At 72.8% G+C, this 21,267-nt stretch carries 23 protein-coding genes and 1 pseudogene; 15 read left to right on the forward strand and 9 right to left on the reverse strand.

Features of this window, described 5'->3' with window-relative positions:
• The first annotated feature begins 166 nt into the window (after positions 1 to 166).
• The 5 genes from kdpF to RWM17_RS00585 are packed head-to-tail and all read left to right on the forward strand — an operon-like array spanning position 167 to position 7,224.
• The gene (gene kdpF, locus RWM17_RS00565) at positions 167 to 256 is read left to right on the forward strand and encodes a K(+)-transporting ATPase subunit F (protein ID WP_071257733.1); all 90 of its coding nucleotides are present in this window, start codon (positions 167 to 169) and stop codon (positions 254 to 256) included.
• The gene (kdpA, locus tag RWM17_RS00570) at positions 256 to 1,929 is read left to right on the forward strand and encodes a potassium-transporting ATPase subunit KdpA (RefSeq protein ID WP_314100613.1); all 1,674 of its coding nucleotides are present in this window, start codon (positions 256 to 258) and stop codon (positions 1,927 to 1,929) included. Before kdpF ends, kdpA begins: the two co-directional genes overlap by 1 nt.
• A 2-nt stretch (positions 1,930 to 1,931) precedes the next feature.
• Positions 1,932 to 4,088, forward strand: a complete 2,157-nt coding sequence (kdpB, locus tag RWM17_RS00575; protein ID WP_314100614.1) for a potassium-transporting ATPase subunit KdpB — start codon at positions 1,932 to 1,934, stop codon at positions 4,086 to 4,088.
• Between the two features lie 27 nt (positions 4,089 to 4,115).
• Complete coding sequence (kdpC, locus tag RWM17_RS00580; RefSeq protein WP_314100615.1) at positions 4,116 to 4,721, forward strand: potassium-transporting ATPase subunit KdpC; 606 nt, start codon at positions 4,116 to 4,118, stop codon at positions 4,719 to 4,721.
• 4 nt (positions 4,722 to 4,725) lie between these two features.
• Positions 4,726 to 7,224 carry an ATP-binding protein gene (locus RWM17_RS00585; protein ID WP_314100616.1) on the forward strand — a complete coding sequence of 833 codons (2,499 nt, stop codon included), beginning with the start codon at positions 4,726 to 4,728 and terminating at the stop codon, positions 7,222 to 7,224.
• 203 nt (positions 7,225 to 7,427) lie between these two features.
• Here RWM17_RS00585 and RWM17_RS00590 read toward each other — a convergent pair whose 3' ends face one another.
• Positions 7,428 to 7,925, reverse strand: coding sequence for a DUF2231 domain-containing protein (locus tag RWM17_RS00590; protein WP_314100617.1), 498 nt, complete (start codon positions 7,923 to 7,925; stop codon positions 7,428 to 7,430).
• Positions 7,926 to 7,986: 61 nt separating this feature from the next.
• Entirely contained in the window at positions 7,987 to 8,784 is a 798-nt protein-coding gene (locus tag RWM17_RS00595; protein WP_314100618.1) for a hypothetical protein, read from the reverse strand.
• Positions 8,785 to 8,924: 140 nt separating this feature from the next.
• On the opposite strand from RWM17_RS00595, the gene RWM17_RS00600 reads away from it, so the two are divergent.
• The 5 genes from RWM17_RS00600 to RWM17_RS00620 all read left to right on the forward strand — a co-directional run bounded on the left by RWM17_RS00600 (position 8,925) and on the right by RWM17_RS00620 (position 13,336).
• Entirely contained in the window at positions 8,925 to 9,755 is an 831-nt protein-coding gene (locus RWM17_RS00600; RefSeq protein ID WP_314100619.1) for a phosphatase PAP2 family protein, read from the forward strand.
• On the forward strand, positions 9,752 to 10,423 hold the full coding sequence (locus tag RWM17_RS00605; RefSeq protein WP_314100620.1) for a VTT domain-containing protein: 672 nt from the start codon (positions 9,752 to 9,754) through the stop codon (positions 10,421 to 10,423). The genes RWM17_RS00600 and RWM17_RS00605 overlap by 4 nt, the downstream gene beginning before the upstream one ends.
• On the forward strand, positions 10,410 to 11,081 hold the full coding sequence (locus RWM17_RS00610; protein WP_314100621.1) for a response regulator transcription factor: 672 nt from the start codon (positions 10,410 to 10,412) through the stop codon (positions 11,079 to 11,081). Before RWM17_RS00605 ends, RWM17_RS00610 begins: the two co-directional genes overlap by 14 nt.
• An 80-nt stretch (positions 11,082 to 11,161) precedes the next feature.
• A complete protein-coding gene (locus RWM17_RS00615; RefSeq protein WP_314100622.1) occupies positions 11,162 to 12,178 on the forward strand; it encodes a HAMP domain-containing sensor histidine kinase in 1,017 nt (338 codons plus the stop codon).
• Between the two features lie 156 nt (positions 12,179 to 12,334).
• The gene (locus RWM17_RS00620; RefSeq protein ID WP_314100623.1) at positions 12,335 to 13,336 is read left to right on the forward strand and encodes an NAD-dependent epimerase/dehydratase family protein; all 1,002 of its coding nucleotides are present in this window, start codon (positions 12,335 to 12,337) and stop codon (positions 13,334 to 13,336) included.
• 28 nt (positions 13,337 to 13,364) lie between these two features.
• On the opposite strand, the gene RWM17_RS00625 is transcribed toward RWM17_RS00620, so the two are convergent.
• The gene (locus tag RWM17_RS00625) at positions 13,365 to 13,826 is read right to left on the reverse strand and encodes a hypothetical protein (RefSeq protein WP_314100624.1); all 462 of its coding nucleotides are present in this window, start codon (positions 13,824 to 13,826) and stop codon (positions 13,365 to 13,367) included.
• 129 nt (positions 13,827 to 13,955) lie between these two features.
• On the opposite strand from RWM17_RS00625, the gene RWM17_RS00630 reads away from it, so the two are divergent.
• On the forward strand, positions 13,956 to 15,056 hold the full coding sequence (locus RWM17_RS00630; RefSeq protein ID WP_314100625.1) for a VanZ family protein: 1,101 nt from the start codon (positions 13,956 to 13,958) through the stop codon (positions 15,054 to 15,056).
• Between the two features lie 214 nt (positions 15,057 to 15,270).
• On the opposite strand, the gene RWM17_RS00635 is transcribed toward RWM17_RS00630, so the two are convergent.
• On the reverse strand, positions 15,271 to 15,918 hold the full coding sequence (locus RWM17_RS00635) for an NAD(P)H-binding protein (protein WP_314100626.1): 648 nt from the start codon (positions 15,916 to 15,918) through the stop codon (positions 15,271 to 15,273).
• A 62-nt stretch (positions 15,919 to 15,980) separates the two neighbouring features.
• On the opposite strand from RWM17_RS00635, the gene RWM17_RS00640 reads away from it, so the two are divergent.
• Entirely contained in the window at positions 15,981 to 16,583 is a 603-nt protein-coding gene (locus RWM17_RS00640) for a TetR/AcrR family transcriptional regulator (protein WP_314100627.1), read from the forward strand.
• A 118-nt stretch (positions 16,584 to 16,701) separates the two neighbouring features.
• Here RWM17_RS00640 and RWM17_RS00645 read toward each other — a convergent pair whose 3' ends face one another.
• The 4 genes and pseudogenes from RWM17_RS00645 to RWM17_RS00660 all read right to left on the reverse strand — a co-directional run bounded on the left by RWM17_RS00645 (position 16,702) and on the right by RWM17_RS00660 (position 18,391).
• A complete protein-coding gene (locus RWM17_RS00645; protein ID WP_314100628.1) occupies positions 16,702 to 16,851 on the reverse strand; it encodes a hypothetical protein in 150 nt (49 codons plus the stop codon).
• A 50-nt stretch (positions 16,852 to 16,901) separates the two neighbouring features.
• A pseudogene (locus RWM17_RS00650) lies at positions 16,902 to 17,219 on the reverse strand (SDR family NAD(P)-dependent oxidoreductase); the annotation flags it as partial.
• 30 nt (positions 17,220 to 17,249) lie between these two features.
• Positions 17,250 to 17,807, reverse strand: coding sequence for a TetR family transcriptional regulator (locus RWM17_RS00655; RefSeq protein ID WP_314100629.1), 558 nt, complete (start codon positions 17,805 to 17,807; stop codon positions 17,250 to 17,252).
• Positions 17,804 to 18,391 carry a sugar O-acetyltransferase gene (locus RWM17_RS00660; RefSeq protein WP_123546872.1) on the reverse strand — a complete coding sequence of 196 codons (588 nt, stop codon included), beginning with the start codon at positions 18,389 to 18,391 and terminating at the stop codon, positions 17,804 to 17,806. The genes RWM17_RS00655 and RWM17_RS00660 overlap by 4 nt, the downstream gene beginning before the upstream one ends.
• 24 nt (positions 18,392 to 18,415) lie before the next feature.
• Between RWM17_RS00660 and RWM17_RS00665 the strand changes: the two genes are divergently transcribed.
• From RWM17_RS00665 to RWM17_RS00675, 3 genes are all read left to right on the forward strand, one after another.
• Entirely contained in the window at positions 18,416 to 19,003 is a 588-nt protein-coding gene (locus RWM17_RS00665; protein WP_314100630.1) for a DUF1349 domain-containing protein, read from the forward strand.
• 105 nt (positions 19,004 to 19,108) lie between these two features.
• Entirely contained in the window at positions 19,109 to 19,471 is a 363-nt protein-coding gene (locus tag RWM17_RS00670) for a hypothetical protein (RefSeq protein ID WP_314100631.1), read from the forward strand.
• A gap of 87 nt (positions 19,472 to 19,558) precedes the next feature.
• Complete coding sequence (locus tag RWM17_RS00675; protein ID WP_314100632.1) at positions 19,559 to 20,554, forward strand: MerR family transcriptional regulator; 996 nt, start codon at positions 19,559 to 19,561, stop codon at positions 20,552 to 20,554.
• 166 nt (positions 20,555 to 20,720) lie between these two features.
• On the opposite strand, the gene RWM17_RS00680 is transcribed toward RWM17_RS00675, so the two are convergent.
• Positions 20,721 to 21,152 (reverse strand): VOC family protein, encoded by a 432-nt coding sequence (locus tag RWM17_RS00680; RefSeq protein WP_314100633.1) that lies wholly within the window; start codon positions 21,150 to 21,152, stop codon positions 20,721 to 20,723.
• Positions 21,153 to 21,267: the final 115 nt, after the last annotated feature.

Raw genomic sequence — 21,267 nt, forward strand, 5'->3', positions numbered from 1 at the left:
CGTTCCGCGGGGTGTCTACTGACTCGCTGTGCCCACGACGGGCACCGGGCCCTGGTGGCTCGTCGATCGTTCTCCTTGGAGTCGTAGTGCTCGACATCGTGTACGTGCTCGCCGTCATCGCTGTGTTCGCAGTGGTGTCCCTCGTGGCGAAGGGGGTCGAGAAGCTGTGATCGTCTTCAGCATCGGTGCGGCTGTCCTGGCCGTCGCCGCTCTCGCGTACCTCGTGTACGCGCTCGTGAAGCCCGAGCGGTTCTGATGGACACCGTCTTCGGCATCCTCCAGGTCCTCACGGTCGTCGTCGTCCTGGTGGTCCTCTACCGGCCTGTAGGCGACTACATGGCGACCATGTTCACCACGACGAAGGACCTCCGGGTGGAGCGGGGCTTCTACCGTCTCATCGGCGTCGACTCCGCCTCCGGACAGACCTGGCAGGCCTACCTCCGGGGCGTCCTGGCGTTCTCCCTCGTGGGTGTCCTCCTCGTCTACGCCCTGCAGCGCCTCCAGGGCGTCCTGCCGTACTCGCTCGGCTTCCCCGCCGTGCCCGAGGGGCTCTCGTTCAACACCGCCGCCTCCTTCGTCACGAACACCAACTGGCAGTCGTACTCGCCGGACGTGACCCTCGGGTACGCGGTGCAGCTCGGCGGCCTCGCCGTGCAGAACTTCGTCTCCGCGGCCGTCGGCATCGTCGTGGCCGTCGCCCTCATCCGAGGTCTCGCCCGAGTGAAGACGGGGACGCTCGGCAACTTCTGGGTCGATCTGACCCGCACGCTCGTCCGCCTCCTGCTGCCCCTCGCCGCCGTCGCGGCAGTCGTGCTCATCGCGGGTGGCGTCGTCCAGAACTTCGCCGGGTTCACCGACGTCGCGACCCTGACCGGCGGCACCGCGACGATCCCCGGCGGGCCCGTCGCGTCGCAGGAGGCCATCAAGCTGCTGGGCACCAACGGCGGCGGCTTCTTCAACGCCAACAGCGCCCACCCGTTCGAGAACCCCACGCCCTGGACGAGCCTGCTGCAGATCCTCCTGATGCTCGTCATCCCGTTCTCGCTGCCGCGCACCTTCGGCCGCATGGTCGGCTCCACCGAGCAGGGCGTGGCGATCGCGGCCGTCATGGCCACCATCTTCGCGGTCTCCCTGTCCGCCCTCACGTGGGCGGAGCTGCGGGGCGCCGGCACGGCACCGCAGCTCGCCGGCGGCGCGATGGAGGGCAAGGAGGCGCGGTTCGGCATCTGGGGATCCACCCTGTTCGGCTCCACCTCGACCCTCACCTCGACCGGCGCCGTCAACTCGATGCACGACTCGTACACCGCCCTCGGCGGCATGATGCCGATGATCAACATGATGCTCGGCGAGATCGCCCCTGGCGGCGTCGGCTCGGGCCTCTACGGGATGCTCGTCCTGGCCGTCATCACGGTGTTCATCGCCGGCCTGCTCGTCGGCCGCACGCCGGAGTACCTCGGCAAGAAGATCGGGCCGCGCGAGATCAAGCTCGCGAGCCTGTACATCCTCGTCACGCCGACCCTCGTGCTCGCCGGGACCGCCCTGAGCTTCGCGATCCCCGCGGTGCGCGCCGACGTCGAGGGCACGTCGATCTGGAACCCGGGCCTGCACGGCTTCAGCGAGGTGCTCTACGCGTTCACGTCGGCGTCGAACAACAACGGCTCGGCCTTCGCGGGGCTCACCGCGAACACCCCCTGGTTCAACACGGCCCTCGGCGTCGCGATGCTGCTCGGCCGGTTCCTGCCGATCGTGCTCGTGCTCGCCCTCGCCGGCTCGTTCGCCGCCCAGGACAAGGTCCCCGCCACCGCCGGGACCCTCCCCACGCACCGCCCGCAGTTCGTGGGCCTGCTCACCGGCGTCTCCGTGATCATCACCGCGCTGACCTACTTCCCCGTCCTCGCACTGGGACCGCTCGCTGAAGGGCTGCAGTAACCATGTCCGCTGTCACCGACACACCCACCACCACCGACCACGACCTGGACGTCGCGCCGACGAACCGCGGGGGCGCCTTCAGCGCCGCCCAGCTCGTCGCCGCGCTGCCCGGCGCCCTGTGCAAGCTCGACCCGCGCGAGATGTGGCACAACCCGGTCATGTTCATCGTCGAGGTGGGCGCCGCCTACACGACGATCCTCGCGATCGCCGGCCTGTTCACCGGTCCCGAGACATCCGGCGGCTCAGCCGTCCCCGGCTCCTTCGCCTGGGCCATCGCGGTCTGGCTCTGGCTCACCGTCGTCTTCGCCAACCTCGCCGAGTCCGTCGCCGAGGGCCGCGGCAAGGCACAGGCCGAGACCCTCAAGGCCACCCGCACCAGCACCACCGCCCAGCGCGTGGCGTCCTACGACGCGACCTCCGACGCCGGTGCCGAACGCGCCTCCCTCGAGTCGGTGTCGTCCGCCGACCTCACGCTCGGCGACACGGTCGTCGTGACCGCCGGCGAGCTGATCCCGGGCGACGGCGACATCGTCTGGGGCATCGCGAGCGTCGACGAATCGGCCATCACGGGCGAGTCCGCCCCGGTCATCCGCGAGTCGGGCGGCGACCGCAGCGCCGTCACCGGCGGCACCCGCGTGCTGTCCGACCGGGTCGTCGTCCGCATCACGAGCAAGCCCGGCGAGACCTTCGTCGACCGGATGATCCGCCTCGTCGAGGGCGCCTCACGGCAGAAGACCCCGAACGAGATCGCGCTCAACATCCTGCTCGCGAGCCTGTCGATCGTGTTCGTCGTCGTGACCCTGACGCTGAACCCGATCGCCAGCTACAGCGACGCGTCCGTCAGCATCCCGGTGCTCATCGCCCTGCTCGTCTGCCTGATCCCGACCACCATCGGTGCGCTGCTGAGCGCGATCGGCATCGCCGGGATGGACCGCCTCGTGCAGCGCAACGTGCTCGCGATGTCGGGCCGCGCGGTCGAGGCCGCCGGCGACGTGACGACCCTGCTGCTCGACAAGACCGGCACCATCACCTACGGCAACCGGCAGGCTGTCGAGTTCACGCCCCTCGACGGCATCGCACGAGCCGAGCTCGTCGACGCCGCAGCACGGTCCTCCCTCGCCGACCCGACGCCCGAGGGCAAGTCGATCGTCGACCTCGCCCTGACGACGGGCTGGCACGACGCGGGCGGTCAGCAGGGGGAGATCGTCCCCTTCACGGCCCAGACCCGCATGTCCGGTCTCGACCTGCCCGACGGCACCCAGATCCGCAAGGGCGCCGGGAACTCCGTCATCGCCTGGATCGAGCAGGACCGCCACCTCGCCAGCACCGAGCACGACGAACTCCAGGCCCGCATCGACGAGATCTCCCACGCCGGCGGGACACCCCTCGTCGTCGCCGTGAAGAGCACCACGGCCGAGGCCCGAGTCCTCGGCGTCGTCTACCTGAAGGACGTCGTCAAGACCGGGCTGCGCGAGCGGTTCGCCGAGCTGCGCACGATGGGCATCCGCACCGTGATGATCACGGGCGACAACCCGCTCACCGCCAAGGCCATCGCGGCCGAGGCCGGCGTCGACGACTACCTCGCCGAGGCCACCCCGGAGGACAAGCTCGCGCTGATCCGCCGCGAGCAGGAGGGCGGCGCGCTCGTCGCCATGACCGGCGACGGCACCAACGACGCCCCGGCCCTGGCGCAGGCCGACGTCGGCGTCGCGATGAACACCGGCACGTCGGCCGCCAAGGAGGCCGGCAACATGGTCGACCTCGACAGCGACCCGACGAAGCTGATCGACATCGTCCGCATCGGCAAGCAGCTGCTCATCACCCGCGGCGCCCTCACGACGTTCTCGATCGCGAACGACATCGCGAAGTACTTCGCGATCATCCCGGCCATGTTCGCCGGGGTGTTCCCCGGGCTGGGGCTGCTCAACCTGATGCAGCTCAGCTCGCCGGCCTCCGCGATCCTCTCGGCGATCATCTTCAACGCCCTCGTCATCGTCGTCCTCATCCCGCTCGCCCTGCGGGGTGTGAAGTACCGCGCGGCGTCGGCGTCCTCGATCCTGTCGCGCAACCTCCTCGTCTACGGGCTCGGCGGCGTCATCGCCCCGTTCGTCGGCATCAAGATCGTCGACCTCGTCGTCAGCGTCGTCCCCGGCTTCTAGCCGGCGACCAGAACCGAGAAAGAGACCATGAACACACGCACCCTCCTCCGCCAGTACGGCGTCGCCCTCCGCGCGATGCTCGTCTTCACCGTCGTCCTCGGCGTGGCCTACACGGCCGTCATCACCGGGGTGGGACAGCTCGCCCTCGGAGGCAAGGCCGACGGATCCGCCGTCGACCTCGACGGCGAGACCGTCGGCTCCTCCCTGATCGGCCAGTCGTTCACCGACGCCGACGGGGCCGCCCTGCCCGAGTGGTTCCAGTCACGGCCCTCCGCGGCCGGAGACGGCTACGACGCCTCGGCCTCGAGCGGCAGCAACTACGGGCCAGAGAACGAGGACCTCGTCGCCGCGATCGACGAACGCCGTACAGCGATCGCCGAGAGCGACGGCGTCGACCCGGAGGACGTCCCCGTCGACGCCCTCACCGCCTCCGCCTCGGGGCTCGACCCCCACATCAGCCCCGAGTACGCCCGACTCCAGGTCGAGCGGATCGCGGACGCCCGCGACCTGCCCGTCGCGGACGTCGAGGCCCTCGTGGCGGAGCACACCCAGGGCCGCGACCTCGGCTACCTCGGAGAGCCCACGGTGAACGTGCTCGAGCTGAACACGGCCCTGGCCGAGACGGGACGCTGACACCGTGAAGCGAGGGCGGCTCCGGGTGCTGCTCGGCGCCGCCCCCGGCGTCGGCAAGACATGCACCATGCTCGAAGAGGGCACCCGTCTGCGCCGAGACGGCAGGGACGTCGTCGTGGCCGTGGTCGAGACCCACGGCCGCGAGGCCACCGCGGCCATGTTGGGCGACCTCGAGATCGTCCCCCGGCGGACGGCGTCGCACCGCGGCGTCGAGCTGACGGAGGTGGACGTCGACGCTGTCCTCGCGCGGAACCCCGACCTCGCCCTCGTCGACGAGCTCGCCCACACCAACGCACCGGGGTCGGTCCGACAGAAGAGATGGCAGGACGTCCAGGTCCTCCTCGACGCCGGCATCAGCGTCATCTCGACGGTCAACGTGCAGCACATCGAGTCCCTGAACGACGTCGTCGAGAAGATCACCGGGGCGGCGCAACGGGAGACCGTCCCGGACAGCGTCCTCCGTGGCGCCGACCAGGTCGAGGTCGTCGACCTCGCACCGCAGGCCCTCCGTGACCGCCTCGCCGAGGGCAACGTCTACCCCGCCGCCCGGGTCGATGCGGCCCTGTCGAACTACTTCCGCCTCGGCAACCTCACGGCCCTCCGAGAGCTGGCCCTGCTGTGGCTCGCCGACGAGGTCGACAGCGCCCTGAAGGCCTACCGGCGTGAGAAGGGCATCGACAGCAAGTGGGAGGCCAGGGAACGAGTGGTCGTCGCCCTCACGGGCGGCCCCGAGGGCGAGACCCTCATCCGGAGGGGTGCGCGGATCGCCGCCCGGTCCTCGGGCGGCGAGCTCGTCACCGTCCACGTCATCGCCCAGGACGGCCTCCGCGACGCCCACCCCGGGGCGCTGTCGGCCCAGCGGGCGCTGACGGAGAAGCTCGGCGGCACATACCACCAGGTCGTCGGAGGCGACGTGCCGGAGGCGCTCGTCCAGTTCGCCAAGGCGATGAACGCCTCCCAGCTCGTCATCGGCGTCAGCCGGCGGTCCCGGATCACCGCAGCTCTGTCAGGCCCCGGCATCGGCGCCACGGTCATCCGCGAATCCGGTGACATCGACGTGCACATCGTCACCCACGCCGCTGCCGGCGACCGGTTCACGCTCCCGCGAGCCGGCGGCGCGTTGACCCTCCGCCGCAGGCTCCTCGGCGGGGCCCTCGCCCTCGTCCTCGGCCCCCTGCTGACCTGGCTGCTCGTGGCCTTCCGCAGCGACGAGTCGTTGACGAGCGACGTCCTCGTCTACCAGCTCCTCGTCGTCGTGGTCGCCCTGGTCGGCGGGATCTGGCCTGCCCTCTTCGCCGCGGTGCTCTCCGGGGTGACGCTCGACTTCTTCTTCGTCGAGCCCTACGACAGCATCACCGTCGGCCGTCCGCTGCACCTGCTGACCCTGGTCCTCTACGTCGTCATCGCGCTGCTCGTCAGCTACGTCGTCGACCAGGCCGCCCGCAAGGCACGCTCGGCCGCCAGGGCCCTGGCGGAGTCCGAGCTCCTCGCAGCCGTCGCCGGCGGAGTCATCCGCGGCCAGGACGCCCTCCACGCACTCCTGTCCCGAACCCAGGACGCGTTCCGGCTCCGATCGGTCTCGGTCGTCGACGCCGACGGCACCGTCGTGGACCGCGTCGGGACTCCTCGTGCAGGCGAGGAGACCACCGTCGTGGCCGCCGGCGAGACGACGCGCCTGGAGATGACGGGGCCGCCCCTCGCCGCCTCCGAGCGCCGGCTCCTCGCCGTCATCGCCGCGCAGGTCGAGACAGCCCTCGAACACAAGGCCCTCTCGGCCACGGCGGACTCCGCCGGCCCCATGGCCCAGGTCGACCGAGTACGAACAGCACTGCTCGCAGCCGTCGGACACGACCTCCGGCGCCCCCTGGCCTCGGCCACCGCAGCAGTGACCGGCCTGCAGCAGCGTGGCGTCGTCTGGGACGACCACGATCGCGACGAGTTGTTGACCACGGCCCGCGAGAGCCTCGACGCGCTGTCGGCCCTCGTCACCGCCCTCCTCGACGTCAGCCGGGTCCAAGCGGGTGCCCTCGCGGTCTCCCGTCGACCCCTCGACGTCGACGACGTCCTCTTCACCGCCATGGACGAACTTCAAGCCGGCCTCGGGCGGGTGGAGCTGCAGATCGCCGATGACGTCCCCCTGGTCGACGCTGATCCCGTCCTCCTGCAACGGGTGCTCGTGAACCTCCTCGACAACGCCGTCAAGTACGCTCCGGCCGGAGTCCCCGTCCGGCTCTCAGCGAGCACCTTCGGGGACGTCGTGGAGATCCGCGTCGCCGACCGGGGGCCCGGGATCAGCCCGGACCGCCTGGATCTGGTGTTCGTCCCGTTCCAGCGCCTCGGCGACACCGACAACACCGCAGGCCTGGGCCTCGGGCTGGCCATCGCCAAGGGCTTCACGGAGGGCATGGGCGGCACCCTCACCGCCGAGGAGACCCCGGGAGGCGGTCTCACCATGGTCGTCTCCCTCCCCACCCTCCCCGACCCGCGCTCGGGCAGGCCGTAGACGTCGACGAGGGTCCGCGTGGGGGTGCCGCCGATCGCGGCGATCTGCTCGTCGGAGCGGCCCTCGACGAGGTCGATCCTGATGCGGGGCATGCGGGTCTCCTGTCGGCGGAGCAGGGCGGGAGCGGCGGCTCCGGCACCAGCTGCATCAGGGCCGCTCGGGCTGCTGCCCGGGCCCTGAGCCGGACGCGAGCCCGCCCTCGTTCATCCCTGCGAAGAGTCCGACCACACGGCCTTCGCGCCGGAGTCGCCGATCCGGACCGTCGTGACGATCCCCCCGATGCTCGTCCCGACGGCCAGGACCGTCAGCAAGGCGCCGACGATCAGTCGGGCGCTGCCCCGTACGGCTGGACGGGGGCGCTGCCTCTCCGGAGTCAGCACCCAGTGCTGCCACGCCCACTGGGCCACGGCTACGACGAAGACCGCGATCGCCCAGGGCAGCAGGGTGTCGCCCAGCTGCGTGTGGGCCTCGAGCAGTGCGCTCCCGCCAACCTGCTCCTCCAGCGACTCGCCCGACGAGGTGGCGAGGGGCACGGCGATCAGCGACACCAGGGCGATCAGGGGGGTGATGACGCCGAGCCGTCGGCGCAAGGCGGGCCAGAACGCCCCGACGAGGACGAGCAGGGACGCCGTCGGGAACGCGACGGTGACGAGGTGGACGATGAGCGGGTGCATCGGGAGGCCGTTGATCTGCCAGTCCATGGGGTCTTCTCTCTCGAGGGCGTGGCGAGGGTGAGGGTGAGGGCGGGGCGGGGCGGGACGGTCAGACGCGCAGAGCCGGGCGCGCCGGTCGCCGCACCGTGAGGACGACGACGAGGGCCGCGATGGCCGCGAGGAACACCGCGCTCGTGACGGTCGATCCGAGGCCGAGCCCGCCGTCCGCGACCGGCTGCGACAGGAAGTCCCCGACGGAGGCGCCGAGCGGGCGGGTGAGGACGTACGCGGCCCAGAAGGCGAGCACCGACCCGACGCCGGCGAACCGGTGCGCCAGGGCGACGACGGCGATGGCCGCGGCGAACAGCAGCGCCGAGGGCAGGTAGCCGAGGGCCAGCTGTTCGCCGAGGAGGTCGCCGACCGCGGTGCCGAGCGCGAACGTCATCAGCACGGCTGCCCAGTAGAACGACTCGCGACGGGGCGTCGTCACCTCGTGGATCGACAGGGTGCCCTCGGCGCGGTGCCAGACGGCGAACACGGCGGCCAGCGCCACCGCGAAGACGGCCGTCGAGACCCAGAGGTCGACGCCGAGCGAGTCGGTCAGCGTGTCGGTGAGGAGGGTGCCGACGACGCTGATCAGCACGACCGCGAGCCAGTAGACGACCGGGACGTAGGCCCTCGACCGGAACTGGACGACGAGCGCCACGACGAGCAGGGCCGCCATCACGATGCTCGTCACGGTCAGTCCGAGTCCGAGGCCGTCGGCGAGGAAGTCGGCGAAGGTCTCGCCGACGGTGGTGCACAGCACCTTGATCACCCAGAACGCGAGGGTGATCTCGGGGACCTTGCTCAGCAGGGCCCGGCGGTCGAGGTCCGGGGCCCCGGTCGGAACAGCGCGTGTCGTCATGCGACGACGGTCGGGGGTCGCCTCCCAGAAAGCCCCCAGAGGCCTAGACGAGGAGGCGCGCCGCCCGAGACGAGGAGGCGCGGGTCGGCCCGCCAGGGCATCTGGGCGATTTCTGGGACGGCCGGGCGGAGGCTGCGTCCATGACCGTCCTGCACCGTCCGCGCTCGTCGGCGCTCCCTCGTGGGCGCACCGCGCCTCCTCTGTTCCCTGCCGTCCGCGCGGTCGTCCACGACCGGGCGTGGACGGCGTGGGGCGCGACCGGCGTCACTGGCGTCGTCGTCGCCGGGCTGCTGATCACCTCGCGCGCGGGCGGCGTGGGCGAGGTCGACCTGGCCCTCGCCCAGCACGCGAGCCGCACGCACGTTCCCGTGCTCGACGGGGCCGCACTGCTCGTCGACCGGCTCCTCGGGCCGCAGCTGGGCGCGGCCCTCGTGCTGCTGCTGACGGTCGCTGTGTGGGTGCTCAGCCGTCGAAAGGCCGCAGCCCTCACGGTGCTCGGCGTCGCGGCCGGTCCGTGGGCCGCGGCCGAGCTGCTCAAGGTCGTCGTGCAGCGCGACCGGCCCGACCCGGGGCTGCTCGTCGACCCGCTGATCGTCGAGCCGCACTCGTTCTCGTTCCCCAGCGGGCACACGGCGCTCGCGACGGGGCTCGCGCTGGCGTTCGTCCTGCTCGCCTGGGGGCGGCGCGGGGCACCCGTCGTGGTCGCGACGGCGGCGCTCGGCGTGGTCGGCGCCGGGCTGTCTCGCGTCTGGGCGGGCGTGCACTGGCCGAGCGACACGGTCGCCTCGGTCGTGCTCGGCTGCTCGGTGGTGGCGCTGCTGCTGCCGCCGTGGCTGCGTCTGGTCGACCGGGTCGGGGGCCGCGCCGCACCGGCGCTCTCGGCCCACCCGGGAGGGCCCTCGGCCCATCCCGTCGGGCCCTCGGCGCCGAACTCCTCCCCGACCACCGACCCAGGACGGACCCGCTCGTGAGCATCCTCGACCCCCAGACCCTCCTCGCCGGCATGGGTCCGTGGGCCCTCGGCGGCCTGTCGCTCATGATCTTCGTCGAGTCGGGCCTGCTCTTCCCGTTCTTGCCGGGCGACTCGCTGTTGGTGACGGCGGGCCTGCTGCACCTGAGCCTCGGGCTGAGCGTCGTCGTGATCGCGCTCTGCGCGTTCCTCGCGGCGGCGGCCGGCGACCAGGTCGGCTTCTTCCTCGGCCACCGGTTCGGGCGTCGCTGGTTCCGCCCCGACGCCCGCGTGCTCAAGACGGCGCATCTCGAGCAGGCCGAGGCGTTCTTCGAGCGGCACGGCGGGAAGGCGCTCGTCCTGGGCCGGTTCGTGCCCGTCGTCCGCACCTTCGTGCCCCTCGCCGCCGGCACCAGCGGCTACCCGTACCGCCGGTTCATCGTGTGGAACCTCACCGGTGCGTTCCTCTGGGCCGTCGGCATGACGGTGCTCGGATCGCTGCTCGGTGGCCTACCGTTCGTGGCGGACCACATCGACCTGCTCGCCGTCGGGCTCGTCGTCGTGTCGGTGCTGCCGATCGTGGTCACCGCCCTGCGGCGGTCGCGCGCCGCCCGGGTCGAGAAGGCCGCGACGGCGACGAGCCTGACGACGACGACGACGGACGAGGAGGCGGTGGGTGACCGGTCCTGACACGCGCCCGCGCCTCCTGCTGGTCGAGGACGACCCGGCGCTCGGGCCCATCGTGGCCGACGTGCTCGGCGAGGCCTGGCAGGTCGACCTCGTGACCGACGGCCGGCAGGGGCTCGAGGCCGCTCGGGCAGGCGGGCACGAGGTGCTCGTCGTCGACCGGCGCCTCCCCGGGCTCGAGGGCACCGAGCTCGTCGCGGCCCTCCGTCGGGAACACGTGACGACCCCCGTGCTGATGCTGACGGCACTCGGCACGACCGCCGACCGGGTCGCGGGGCTCGACGGCGGTGCGGACGACTACCTCGTCAAGCCGTTCGAGTTCGACGAGTTGTTCGCCCGGCTGCGCGCCCTGACGCGGTCGTTCGCCGCCGAGGAGCGCTGGCTCGACGTGGGGGAGGCCCGTCTGTATCCCGAGAGCCGCATCGTCGTCACGCCGTGGTCGAGCCGTGTCGTGCTGAGCGAGCGCGAGAGCGCGCTGCTCGCCGAGCTGGCCCGCCGCCCCGACCACACCTTCGACCGGGCCGACCTGCTCGCCCGGGTGTTCCCGCACGGCGAGCAGCTCGGCACCGTCGACACCTACGTCAGCTACCTGCGGCGCAAGATCGACCGCGACGTCGTGCTGACCGTGCGCGGGCGCGGGTACCGGGTGGGTGCCCTGTGAGCTGGTGGCGCGGGCGCGGGCGCGGGCCTGGTGGTGCCGTTGCCGGTGCCCAGGCCACGCCCGCTGCCGATCCCGAGGCCGTGGCCCTGCAGGCCGCCGCCCGGTCGATCGGCCGACAGATCGTGCTCGTCTCGGGCCTCGTCGTGGTCGGCGCCCTCGCCCTGACGATCGCGTGGGTGCTGCACCAGACCGTCCCGCAGGAGCGCCTCGAGCAGGTCGCCGCCGCGGGCCAGGGCGAGGTCTTCGTCTCGGCCACGGACGTCGTGGCCGGCCTCGTCGTCCTCGGCGTCGCGGGCGTGGTCTTCGCAGGGCTCGTCACGGTCGTGATCGCCCGGCGGGCTGTCCGGCCGCTCGGGGAGGCACTGCGCCTGCAGCGCCAGTTCGTCGCCGACGCGAGCCACGAGCTGCGTACGCCCCTCGCCGTGCTCGACGCCCGCCTCCAGGCGCTGCAGCGCAGGATCGCAGGAGGTGCGGCGACCGCCGACGAGAACGTCACCGCCGACCTGGCGAGGCTCCGCGACGACTCGCGGGCCCTGATCGACATCGTCGGCGACCTGCTCGAGGCGGCCGGGGGCGACCCTGCCGAGGGAGCGACCTCGGCGGGGTCGACCCCGCTCGGCGACGTGGTCGCGGAGGTCCTGCGGTCGATGTCGGTGCTGGCCGAGGAGCGCGCGGTGGCGCTCGACCAGCAGGGCGACGCGCCGGTCCGCGTGGCCGTCCCGCCCGCGAGCCTCCGACGGGCCGTGCTGGCCCTGGTCGACAACGCGCTCGGCCATGCGCCGGGAGGATCCACGATCACCGTGTCGACCCGTGTTGAGGGCGACTCGGTCGTGCTGGCCGTCACCGACCACGGGCCCGGCATCACGGGGATCGACCCGACGCGCGTCTTCGGCCGGTTCGCCCGGTCGGAGTCGCCCGCGGCAGCCTCGACGGAGGCGCGGAGCGGAGCGCAGACCCGCCGCACCGGCTTCGGCATCGGCCTGGCGCTCGTCCGCGAGATCGCCCTGCGTCACGGGGGCAGCGTCCGAGTGGCCGCCACCTCGGCCGACGGGACGACGATCGAGCTCGCCCTGCCCCGCGCGGACGCCGCCGACTGACGGACTCTGGTCGCTCCGAACGTGTCCCGACCGGTGCCGGACGGCGGGTCGGCCACCGGGTCACGCGCCAGCCGCTCCCGCGCCTGACCCGCCGACCGGGCCCCCGCCGGAACGAGCAGACTGGGGCGGTCCTCCTCGAAGAAAGAAGACCTCCTCATGTCAGCGTTGACAGTCCTGTTCATCGGCGGCACCGGCATCATCAGCTCGGCGGCCGCGGCCCGAGCCGTCGAGCTCGGCCACGACGTCGCCGTCCTCAACCGCGGGGCGTCGTCGACCCGGCCCACGCCTCCTGGGGTCGAGGTGCTGACGGGGGACGTGTCCGACCCCTCGTCGATCCGCCGGGCCCTCGGCGACCGGTCGTTCGACGTCGTCGTCGACTTCGTCGCGTTCACCCCCGACCAGGTGCAGGCCGACATCGACCTCTTCACCGGTCGGGCGGGCCAGTACGTCTTCATCAGCTCGGCGTCGGCCTACCAGAAGCCCGTCGCCGCGCTGCCGATCCGCGAGTCCTCTCCGCTCCGCAACCCGTTCTGGCAGTACTCCCGGGACAAGATCGCCTGCGAGGACCTCCTCGTCGGTGCCTACCGGGAGAGCGGCTTCCCGGTCACGATCGTCCGCCCCTCGCACACCTACGACCGGACCACGATCCCGGTCACCGGCGGCTGGACCGTCGTCGACCGGATGCGGCGCGGACTCGAGGTCGTCGTCCCCGGCGACGGCACGTCACTGTGGACGCTGACCCACCACGCCGACTTCGCCCGTGCGTTCGTCGGGCTCCTCGGCCTGCCGGCCGCTGTCGGCGACGTCTTCCACATCACCTCGGACGAGGCCCTGCCGTGGGACCAGATCTACACGAGCCTCGCGGCCGCGGCGGGCGTCGACGACCCGAGGCTGGTGCACGTGGCGAGCGAGAGCGTCGCGGTCGTGGAGCCCGAGTGGGGCCCGGGTCTCCTGGGCGACAAGGCGCACTCCGTCGTGTTCGACAACGCGAAGGTCAAGGCGTTCGTGCCCGGCTGGCAGGCGACGACGTCGTGGGCCACGGGTGCTCGGGAGGTCGTCGAGTGGTACGACGCCGAGGCCTCGCGTCGCGAGGTCGACCCGGCGGCGGAGGCGGCGTTCGAGCGGCTCCTCACCGGCGCTCGCGCCTTCGGAGCCTGACCGCTCGTCGCACCTGCCCAGGCGCCTCCTAGTCGAAGCGAGGGGTGTCGACCGTGCACTCCACGGGTGCACCAGGGCTCGCCGAGGTCGCGGTCGCGATCTCGCGCGTGCCGTCGAGCAGGATGCGGCAGGTCGCCGTCGCGCCCGGTGCCGGCGTCGCGGTGACCGAGGCCTGCCCCTGGGCGAGGACGATCGACTCCGCCTCCCACGACGAGCCGCCGTCCTGCGCGGTGGCCGTGCGCACGGGGCCGACGTCCTGCGTCGTCACCTCGTCGCCGCGTGCGTCAGCACCGTCGAACCGGGTCCCGGTGAGCTCGGCGCCGACCGGCTGGTCAACGCTGACCTCGTACGTGACGCTCCAGGCGTCGCCGACGTGCTGCTGGATGAAGGCGCAGCCCGACGCCAGGAGGGCGACGCTCAGGGCAGCGGCGGCTGCGGCCGCCGTTCGGACACGGATGCGGGCACGGGCTGGGGTGGTGTCGTTCGTCATGTCTCGAGTCTCGGGGCGCCCGGGCTCAGGGTCGTCCCCCTGAGGGGCCGGCGTCGCGGTACCCGGGGACGACTCGGACGGGCCCCCGGGGCCACGTGTCGGCGGTCCTGATCCCGGTAGCTTCTGGGCATGGGAAACGTGCTGCCGGGAGTGTTCGCGTTCGGGATCGGCTCCGTGCTGGCGGTCGGCGCGCTGGTGCCGTGGACGGCGGCCGAGTACCGCCGACACGGCCACCTCGGCGTCCGACGCAGCCTCGTCGCGTTCGGCACCCTGGTCTACGCCCTCGCGCTCGTCACCTACACGCTGCTTCCCCTGCCTGCCGACGTCGCGACCATGTGCGCCGCCCCGGCCTCTCCGCAGCTGACCCCGTTCGCGTTCGTCGGCGACATCGTGAAGGAAGGCGGCATCTCCGGGCCGCGCTCGCTGCTGACGAACCCGGCGATCGCGCAGGTCCTCTTCAACGTGCTGCTGTTCGTGCCGCTCGGTGCCCTCGCCCGGCACGCCGTCGCCCGGAGGCGACTCCTCGGCGGCCTCCTGGTCGGCCTCGGTGCCGGCTTCGTCGTCTCGCTGCTCATCGAGCTGACGCAGCTCACCGGCGACTGGTTCCTCTACCCCTGCGCGTACCGGCTCTTCGACGTCGACGACCTCATCGCGAACACCGCCGGCGCCGTCGTCGGCACCCTGCTGGCACCCCTCGTCGGGCTGCTGGCCGGCTCGAGCGACCCCGTCGACGCCGACCGGCCCCGGCCCGTGACCGCCGCCCGCAGGTTCTCGGGCATGCTCTCGGACGTCCTGGCCATCTGGCTGCTCTCGGGCGTCCTCAGCGTCGGCACGACGCTCGCCTGGGTGCTCGCCGGCCGCGACGCCGACGACCCGCTGCTGGCGGCGCTCGTCACGACCGGCGCGCTCGTGGCGCCGGCGGTGCAGCTGGTCGTCGTCCTGGCCTCCGGCCGCACCGTCGGCGAGCACGTCGTCCGCCTTCGGCCGACACCTCGTCTCGGGGCGGGTGGGCGCCTGCTGCGCTGGGCGCTCGGCTCCGGCGGGTGGGCGACGCTCCTCGCCCTCGACGTCCCCCCGTTCGCGTTCGTCGCCTCCCTGCTGGCGATGGCGTCCGTCATCGCGGTGTGGTCGACACGAGGGAGGCGCGGCCTGGCTCTCGCAGTCCTGCGCGTGGACGTCGAGGACGACCGGTCACTGGGTGACGCGCCGTCGGCGCAGCTCGGCGCCTAGGTGGCGGTGTCACGTCCTGTTCCGAGCATCACGTCTCGCCGCGACAGGACGTGATGCTCGGAACAGGACGCGACACGCGCCCGACGTCCCGTCGGCAACCTCTGCATCGGGGCTGCGACCGACCCTGACTACGACGCCGACCGCCTCGTGCAGGCCCTCGTCACCGGGGCGCTCGCCGGGAACCCCGCGGCCGCCTGGGGGAGCCCGGCCTGAGCTAGCGCCGGTAGGCGCTGCCGTCGCAGGTGTGCACGGCCGAGTCGTCCAAGAGGGCTCTGAGGTTGTAGTTCGCGCAGTCGACGAAGGTGCCGATGCTGATCCTGCGGGCCGAGCGCTGCAGCTCGCCCCGGGACGGGCCGTCGGAGCCGATCCCGGCACGGTGCACCGTCCAGGCGATGTCCCGCGCCTCCTCGTCCAGGTACCGCATCACCGCCTCGTTGTCCTCGTGCTGACCGATGTAGCCACGCGCGATCGTGCTCCGCACCAGCCGGAGGGCAGGGGCGAGCGGCTTGCCGGGCGCGGCGCTCAGCCCGCCGGCCTGGTAGAGGAGGCGCTCGGTGCCCGTGCGGCGCATGGCCGGCACGAGCGCCCTCACGAGGGGCGTGTTCACCGGGCGCTCGCGCTGGGCTGCCGCGTCGCCGAGCATCATCACGACCGCGTCGGTGCCGTCGAGCAGCGCGTCGAGGTCGAGGTCGTCGGTGACGGACCCCTGGACGACCTCGAGGCGGTCCTCGTCGAGGGCGAGCTTCGAGGGCGTCCGCGCCAGGACACGGACGCGGTGTCCGTCGGCGAGGGCGAGGCGGGTGAAGTGCTGGCCGGTCTGGCCCGTGCCGCCGAACACGAGGAGGGATCGCTGAGTTGTCATGCAGCCAATCTAGTCATTGACTAGAAAATAGGCAATGACTAGTGCGGGTCTATGCTGGGCCGATGACGCAGCGGCCCTTCCACCACGGGAACCTGCGGGCCGTGCTGCTCGACGAGGCGACCGCGGTCCTCCGGGAGTCGGGCGTCGACGGGTTGTCGTTGCGCGACCTGGCTCGCCGGGCCGGTGTCAGCCACGGCGCCCCACGGAGCCACTTCGTCGATCGCCAGGCGCTGCTCGACGCCCTCGCGGAGTTCGGCTTCGAGCGGCTGACGGCCGAGGTGCGCCGGGTGCTGGAGGCCGGCGGCGACCTGCCCGTCCGGTTCCGACGCGTGGCCCGGTCCTACGTGGACTTCGCCATCGACGACGCCGCGCTGATGGAGCTCATGTTCCAGGCCAAGGTGACCCAGCGGTCCGGCCGGCTGCACGAGGCGGCGGGCGTCCTCTTCTCCGTGCTCGACGGTGCGCTGGGGCCCGCCGCGGACGCGCCCGCCGACGCCGACGCTCGTGACGTCTTCAAGATGCTCTTCGCGGCGACCATGCAGGGGATCGCGGCGCTCGTCTCGTCCGGCCGCATCGCCCGGGCGCAGGCCGACCGCCTCGTGGACGCGGCCGTCGACACGATGCTCGAGTCGTCCCTCCGGGAGAGGGCCACCCGGTCGTCCTAGACGATCGAGTGCGGGCTGGCCCGATCGCCTCGACGTGCGGTGCGAGTGGCCGGGCAGGTCGATCGCGATGCTCAGGCGACGCCCGGAGGGTCCCCGTCCGGGAGAGTGCCGTGGGCTGTCAGCGCCGGACGGCCGCGAGGGAGAAGTCCCAGAGCTCGTCGGCGGTCGTCGGGTCGAGCGCGGCCGACAGCACGCCGTGGTCCGCGGGCTCGGAGACGACCTCGGCGGGTCGAGCGTCCTCGAAGTACTGCCCGGTGACGCCGTCCACGGTCGGCGAGCCGGCGAGGAGGACCGAGGTCGCCCGAGCGCCAGGGCGAAGTGGCCGAGGTGGTTGGTGCCGAACTGCGCCTCCCAGCCCTGAGGGGTCAGCTGGCGGGCGGGCAGGTTCATGATCCCGGCGTTGGCCACGAGTACGTCGAGCGGCGCCTGCCGTCGCCCGACGAACGACTGGACGGAGTCGAGGTCGCTGAGGTCGAGCTGCTGGACGTCCAGCCTGCGGTTGCCGGTCCGTCCCTCGATCTGTGCTCGGACGGCCTCGCCGCGGTCGGTGTCCCGGACGGCGAGCGTGACGCTCGCGCCCGCCGCGGCCAGGGCCCGAGCCGTCTCGACGCCCAGGCCGGAGGACGCCCCGGTCACGACGGCACTGAGAGTTTCCGAATCGGAAAGTCAACCAGGACGCACGATGCGTCCCACGGCCGTCGCCACGACGTCCTCGTCGGCAGGCTCCGGGTCGAGGGCGCGGTGGATCGTGAGGCCCTCGATCAGGGCGTCGAGCAGGCGGGCCGTCTCGGGGTCGAAGTGCTGCTCGAGCGCGGCACGGCTCCGGGCCATCCAGGCCTGGGTGATCGACCGGTACTCGGGGCGTCGCGCCGCGAGCGTGTAGAGCTCGTGGGTGAGGACCAGGTCGCGCTGGCTGCCGACGACGTCGTGGGTGACGATCTCGACCACCGCGCGCCGCGCCTCCTGTGGTGTGAGGTCGCCGGCCAGGCGGCGTCGGAACTGCTCGGCCACGCGGTCCGCGAAGAGCGCGAAGGCCTCGAGGAGGAGCTCGTCCATCCCGTCGAAGTGGTACGTCATGGAGCCGAGGGGCACGTCGGCGGCGACCGCCACGCGCCGGTGGGTGGTGCCGTCCACTCCCACCTCGGCGACGACGTCGAGGCACGACTCGAGGATGCGGTCCCGTCGGCCGGGGTCCGCCCGGCGGGGCGACCGGGCAGCGGTCATCCTGTGACGCTCCGGACGACCCTCGCGGGGTTGCCGACCGCGACGACGCCGGCAGGGACGTCGCGGGTCACGACCGCGCCCGCGCCGATGACGCTGTCGTCGCCGATGCTGACGCCCGGGCAGACGATGACCCCGCCGCCCAGCCAGACGTTGTCGCCGATCGTGATCGGCAGGGCCGCCTCGAGCCGGTCGCGTCGCGGCCCCGGCTCGACGGGGTGGGTCGGCGTCAGGAGCTGGACGTTCGGCCCGATCTGGCAGTCCTCGCCGATCGTCACGGCGGCGACGTCGAGGGCCGTGAGGTTGTAGTTGACGAAGGTCCGGGCGCCGATGCGGATGTTCTCGCCGTAGTCGACGAACAGCGGCGGCTTCACGAACGCGTCTTCCCCCAACGATCCCAGCAGCTCCTCCAGCAGGGGGCGGGCTGCGCCCTCGTCCTCGACCGCGGCGCGGTGGTAGGCGTCGGCGAGCCGGACGGCGCGCTGGGCGAGCCGGGCGCTCTCGGGGTCGTCGGCGACGTAGAGGTCGCCGGCGAGCATCCGCTCGCGGTTGCTGCGGTCATCGCCCGCGAAGTGGTCCTGTGTCATGTGTACAAGCGTACGCTCGGCGTCATGACCGACATCGACTGGGACTCCGGCACCTGGACGACGGCCCCCGCACAGGTGCACGTCGCGTCCGACGGCCTGCACGTGACGGCCGTCGAGGGGAGCGACGCCTGGCGCACCACCTCCTACGGGTTCGTGCACGACACCGAGCACGCGCTGCTCGTCCCGTTCGAGCAGGGCACCGCCCAGGAGGTGACCTTCCGGCTGGACTTCACCGCCCAGTTCGACCAGGCGGGCATCTTCGTCAAGGTCGACGACGACACCTGGACCAAGGCCGGCGTCGAGCGGAGCGACGGCGAGGAGAGCCTGGGGGCCGTCGTCACGCGGGGCGTGTCCGACTGGTCGCTCTCGCCGGTGCCCGGCTGGCACGGCCGGGAGGTCACGATCCGCGCGAGCCGCTCGGGCGACGCGCTCACCGTCCGCGCCCGAGTGGACGACGAGCCCTGGCGGCTCGTCCGGGTGGCTCCGCTCGATCCTCGCGCCCGCGTCTCGGCAGGGCCGATGTGCTGCGCCCCGTCGCGTGACGACCTCACCGTGCACTTCACCTCGTGGACGACCGGCGAGGCCGACGCGAGCCTGCACCCCGAGGGCTGAGGAGGCGCCCGCGAGGGCGACGGGGCGGTGACGGCGGCCGTGGGCTGACGGCGCATCGGCCGCGGAGACGGTAGACAGGAGTCCCCGCACACCGACAGGAGCACCATGACCGACCCCGACGAGCTCGGTGGCTCCGCCGCGGATCGCCGCTTCCGCGAAGCGCTCCGTGAGGGCCTCGCTGCCGCCGAGCGCGAGAGCCGGTCCGAGGGCCAGTTCGAGGGCCAGGCCGAGGGCGAGGCCGAGGCCGGGAGCCTGAGTGAAGGCGACGCGCACGGCGGTCGCGAGGCCGCGACGCACGGCCCGGCGGCTCGCCGACGTGGTGGCGGCCCCGGTGCGGCTGTGCCTCCCCGGTCCCGCTCCGCGGTGTTCATGGACTGGGCGCCCCTCGCCGTCGCCGTGCTCGCGATCGCGGCGATCGTCGGCATCGCCCTCTACGGCCTGAACGGCGGCGACCTCGGCCCCTGGTGAGCTGCGGGACTTGCACCTGACGCGACGTCATGTGGTCTGGTGGGGACCGTTGCACCACCTCCCGCGCCCCCCTCAGGAAGGCCCCCCGTGTCCACGTCCTTCATCCCGCCCCGTCAGGTCGCCATCGGCGACGCCGCCTCGTTCGTCGGCACGACGCCGAGGGCGATCCGCCACTACCACTCGCTGGGGCTGCTGCCCGAGCCCGAGCGCGACGGCGGCGGGCGCCGCCGCTACGACTACGACGACATGATCCGGCTGCTCTGGATCCGCAAGATGACCGACGCGGGCATCGCCCTGGGCGACATCCGCGATGCCTTCGCGGGCTCCTCCGTCGACGGTCCCGCCGCCCACGGCGCGGCCGGTGCCGGAGCCTCGGACCGTGCCGCCGGCCAGGGCGACGTCGCCGACGTGCTCGAGCAGCTGGAGGCGACGCTCGAGGCGAAGGAGGCGGAGCTGCAGCGCCAGCGCGCCGCGGTCCGCCGCATGCGCGCCCTGGGCAGCCGGACCGGCCTGCTCGACGAGTTCGTCTCTCAGCGGCTCACGGGCCTGCCCGAGGGCTCGCTCCGGCAGGACGACCTCGACGCCCTGCTCGTCACCGAGCGGATCTTCGGCCCGCTCGGCGCCGCCGTGCAGGCCGGCCGGTTCGTCGCGCTCGCGACCCGACCGGAGCTCCGCGCGGAGTCCGATCGCGTCGAAGCGGCCGAGGCTGCGCTCGACGACACGGTCGCCGCCGACGACCCCCGCGTGGCCGAGGTGGCCGCTGAACGGCACGCCTTCGAGGAGGCGCTGCTCGCGGTCATCGAGGAGTCCGGTCAGGACTCGGAGGACGACGCACTCGTCGCGGCCTGGGACGAGCTGCACCCGGAGGGGGCCGACCCTGAGCCCGGCGCCGAGACCGGGGCCGGGGCCGGGTCCGGGTCCGGTGGTCGGCGGAGGTCGCGGAGCCTCGCGGACGCCGTCGGCATGATGCCCTACGACTTCTCCCCAGCGCGGGCTCGCTGCCTGGAGCTCGCCCTCGAGCTGTCCCTGGCCGGCGCCGTGGACGAGTCGAGCGCGACCGCGGGGGCGCACCTCGCCCGGTGAACCGACACGACGTGCTCTCGGAGGGACGCGGGACAGCGCTCTCCGCCGGTTCACCTGGTTCGTTCGGGCTGAGAGGCCTCGGATCGAGCTCAGGAGGTGCGGGCCCTGGCCGCTGCCGGCTGAGGCCGTCGCTCGCCCACCGGTCCGCCACCTCCTGCGCAGTCGGTCACCAGGCCGTCGGGTCGTCCGCCCCCTCGGCGACGAAGATGCAGAACGGGTGCCCTGCAGGGTCGGTGAACACGTACAGCGCCTCCGCCGGGTCGGCGCTCTGGTCGTCCACGACCGTGGCGCCCAGCGAGACCGCGCGGGCCCGGTGCTCCTCGAGCTCCGTGGCGTCGGCGACCATGAAGTCGAGGTGCAGCTGCTGGGGCACCGGGCCGTCGGGCCAGGTCGACCGGGGCAGCTCGGGCACCCGCTGGAACGCGAGCCGCACCCCGGCAGGAGTCCGGAACGCCACCCACTCGGCGCCGTCGTCGGTCCCGTCCGCGGCGGGCTCGTCGCCGGGGCGGTACTGCCCGCCGATCAGCCCGAAGTAGAAGCTCGCCAGGGCGCGCGCGTCCTCGGCGTCGAGGACGGTCTGTCGCAGGTGCATGGTCATGGCGGGAGGCTACGCCTGGGCCGGCCGCGCCTCCAGGGCCCCTGGTGGCTGAGCGCCGACGGGCCGTGTGCCGCAGGCTCTCGTCGGGGTGCCCCACCGGAGCACCCATCCGGCC

The organism is uncultured Frigoribacterium sp. (assembly GCF_963515265.1).
Taxonomy (GTDB): Bacteria; Actinomycetota; Actinomycetes; order Actinomycetales; family Microbacteriaceae; genus Frigoribacterium.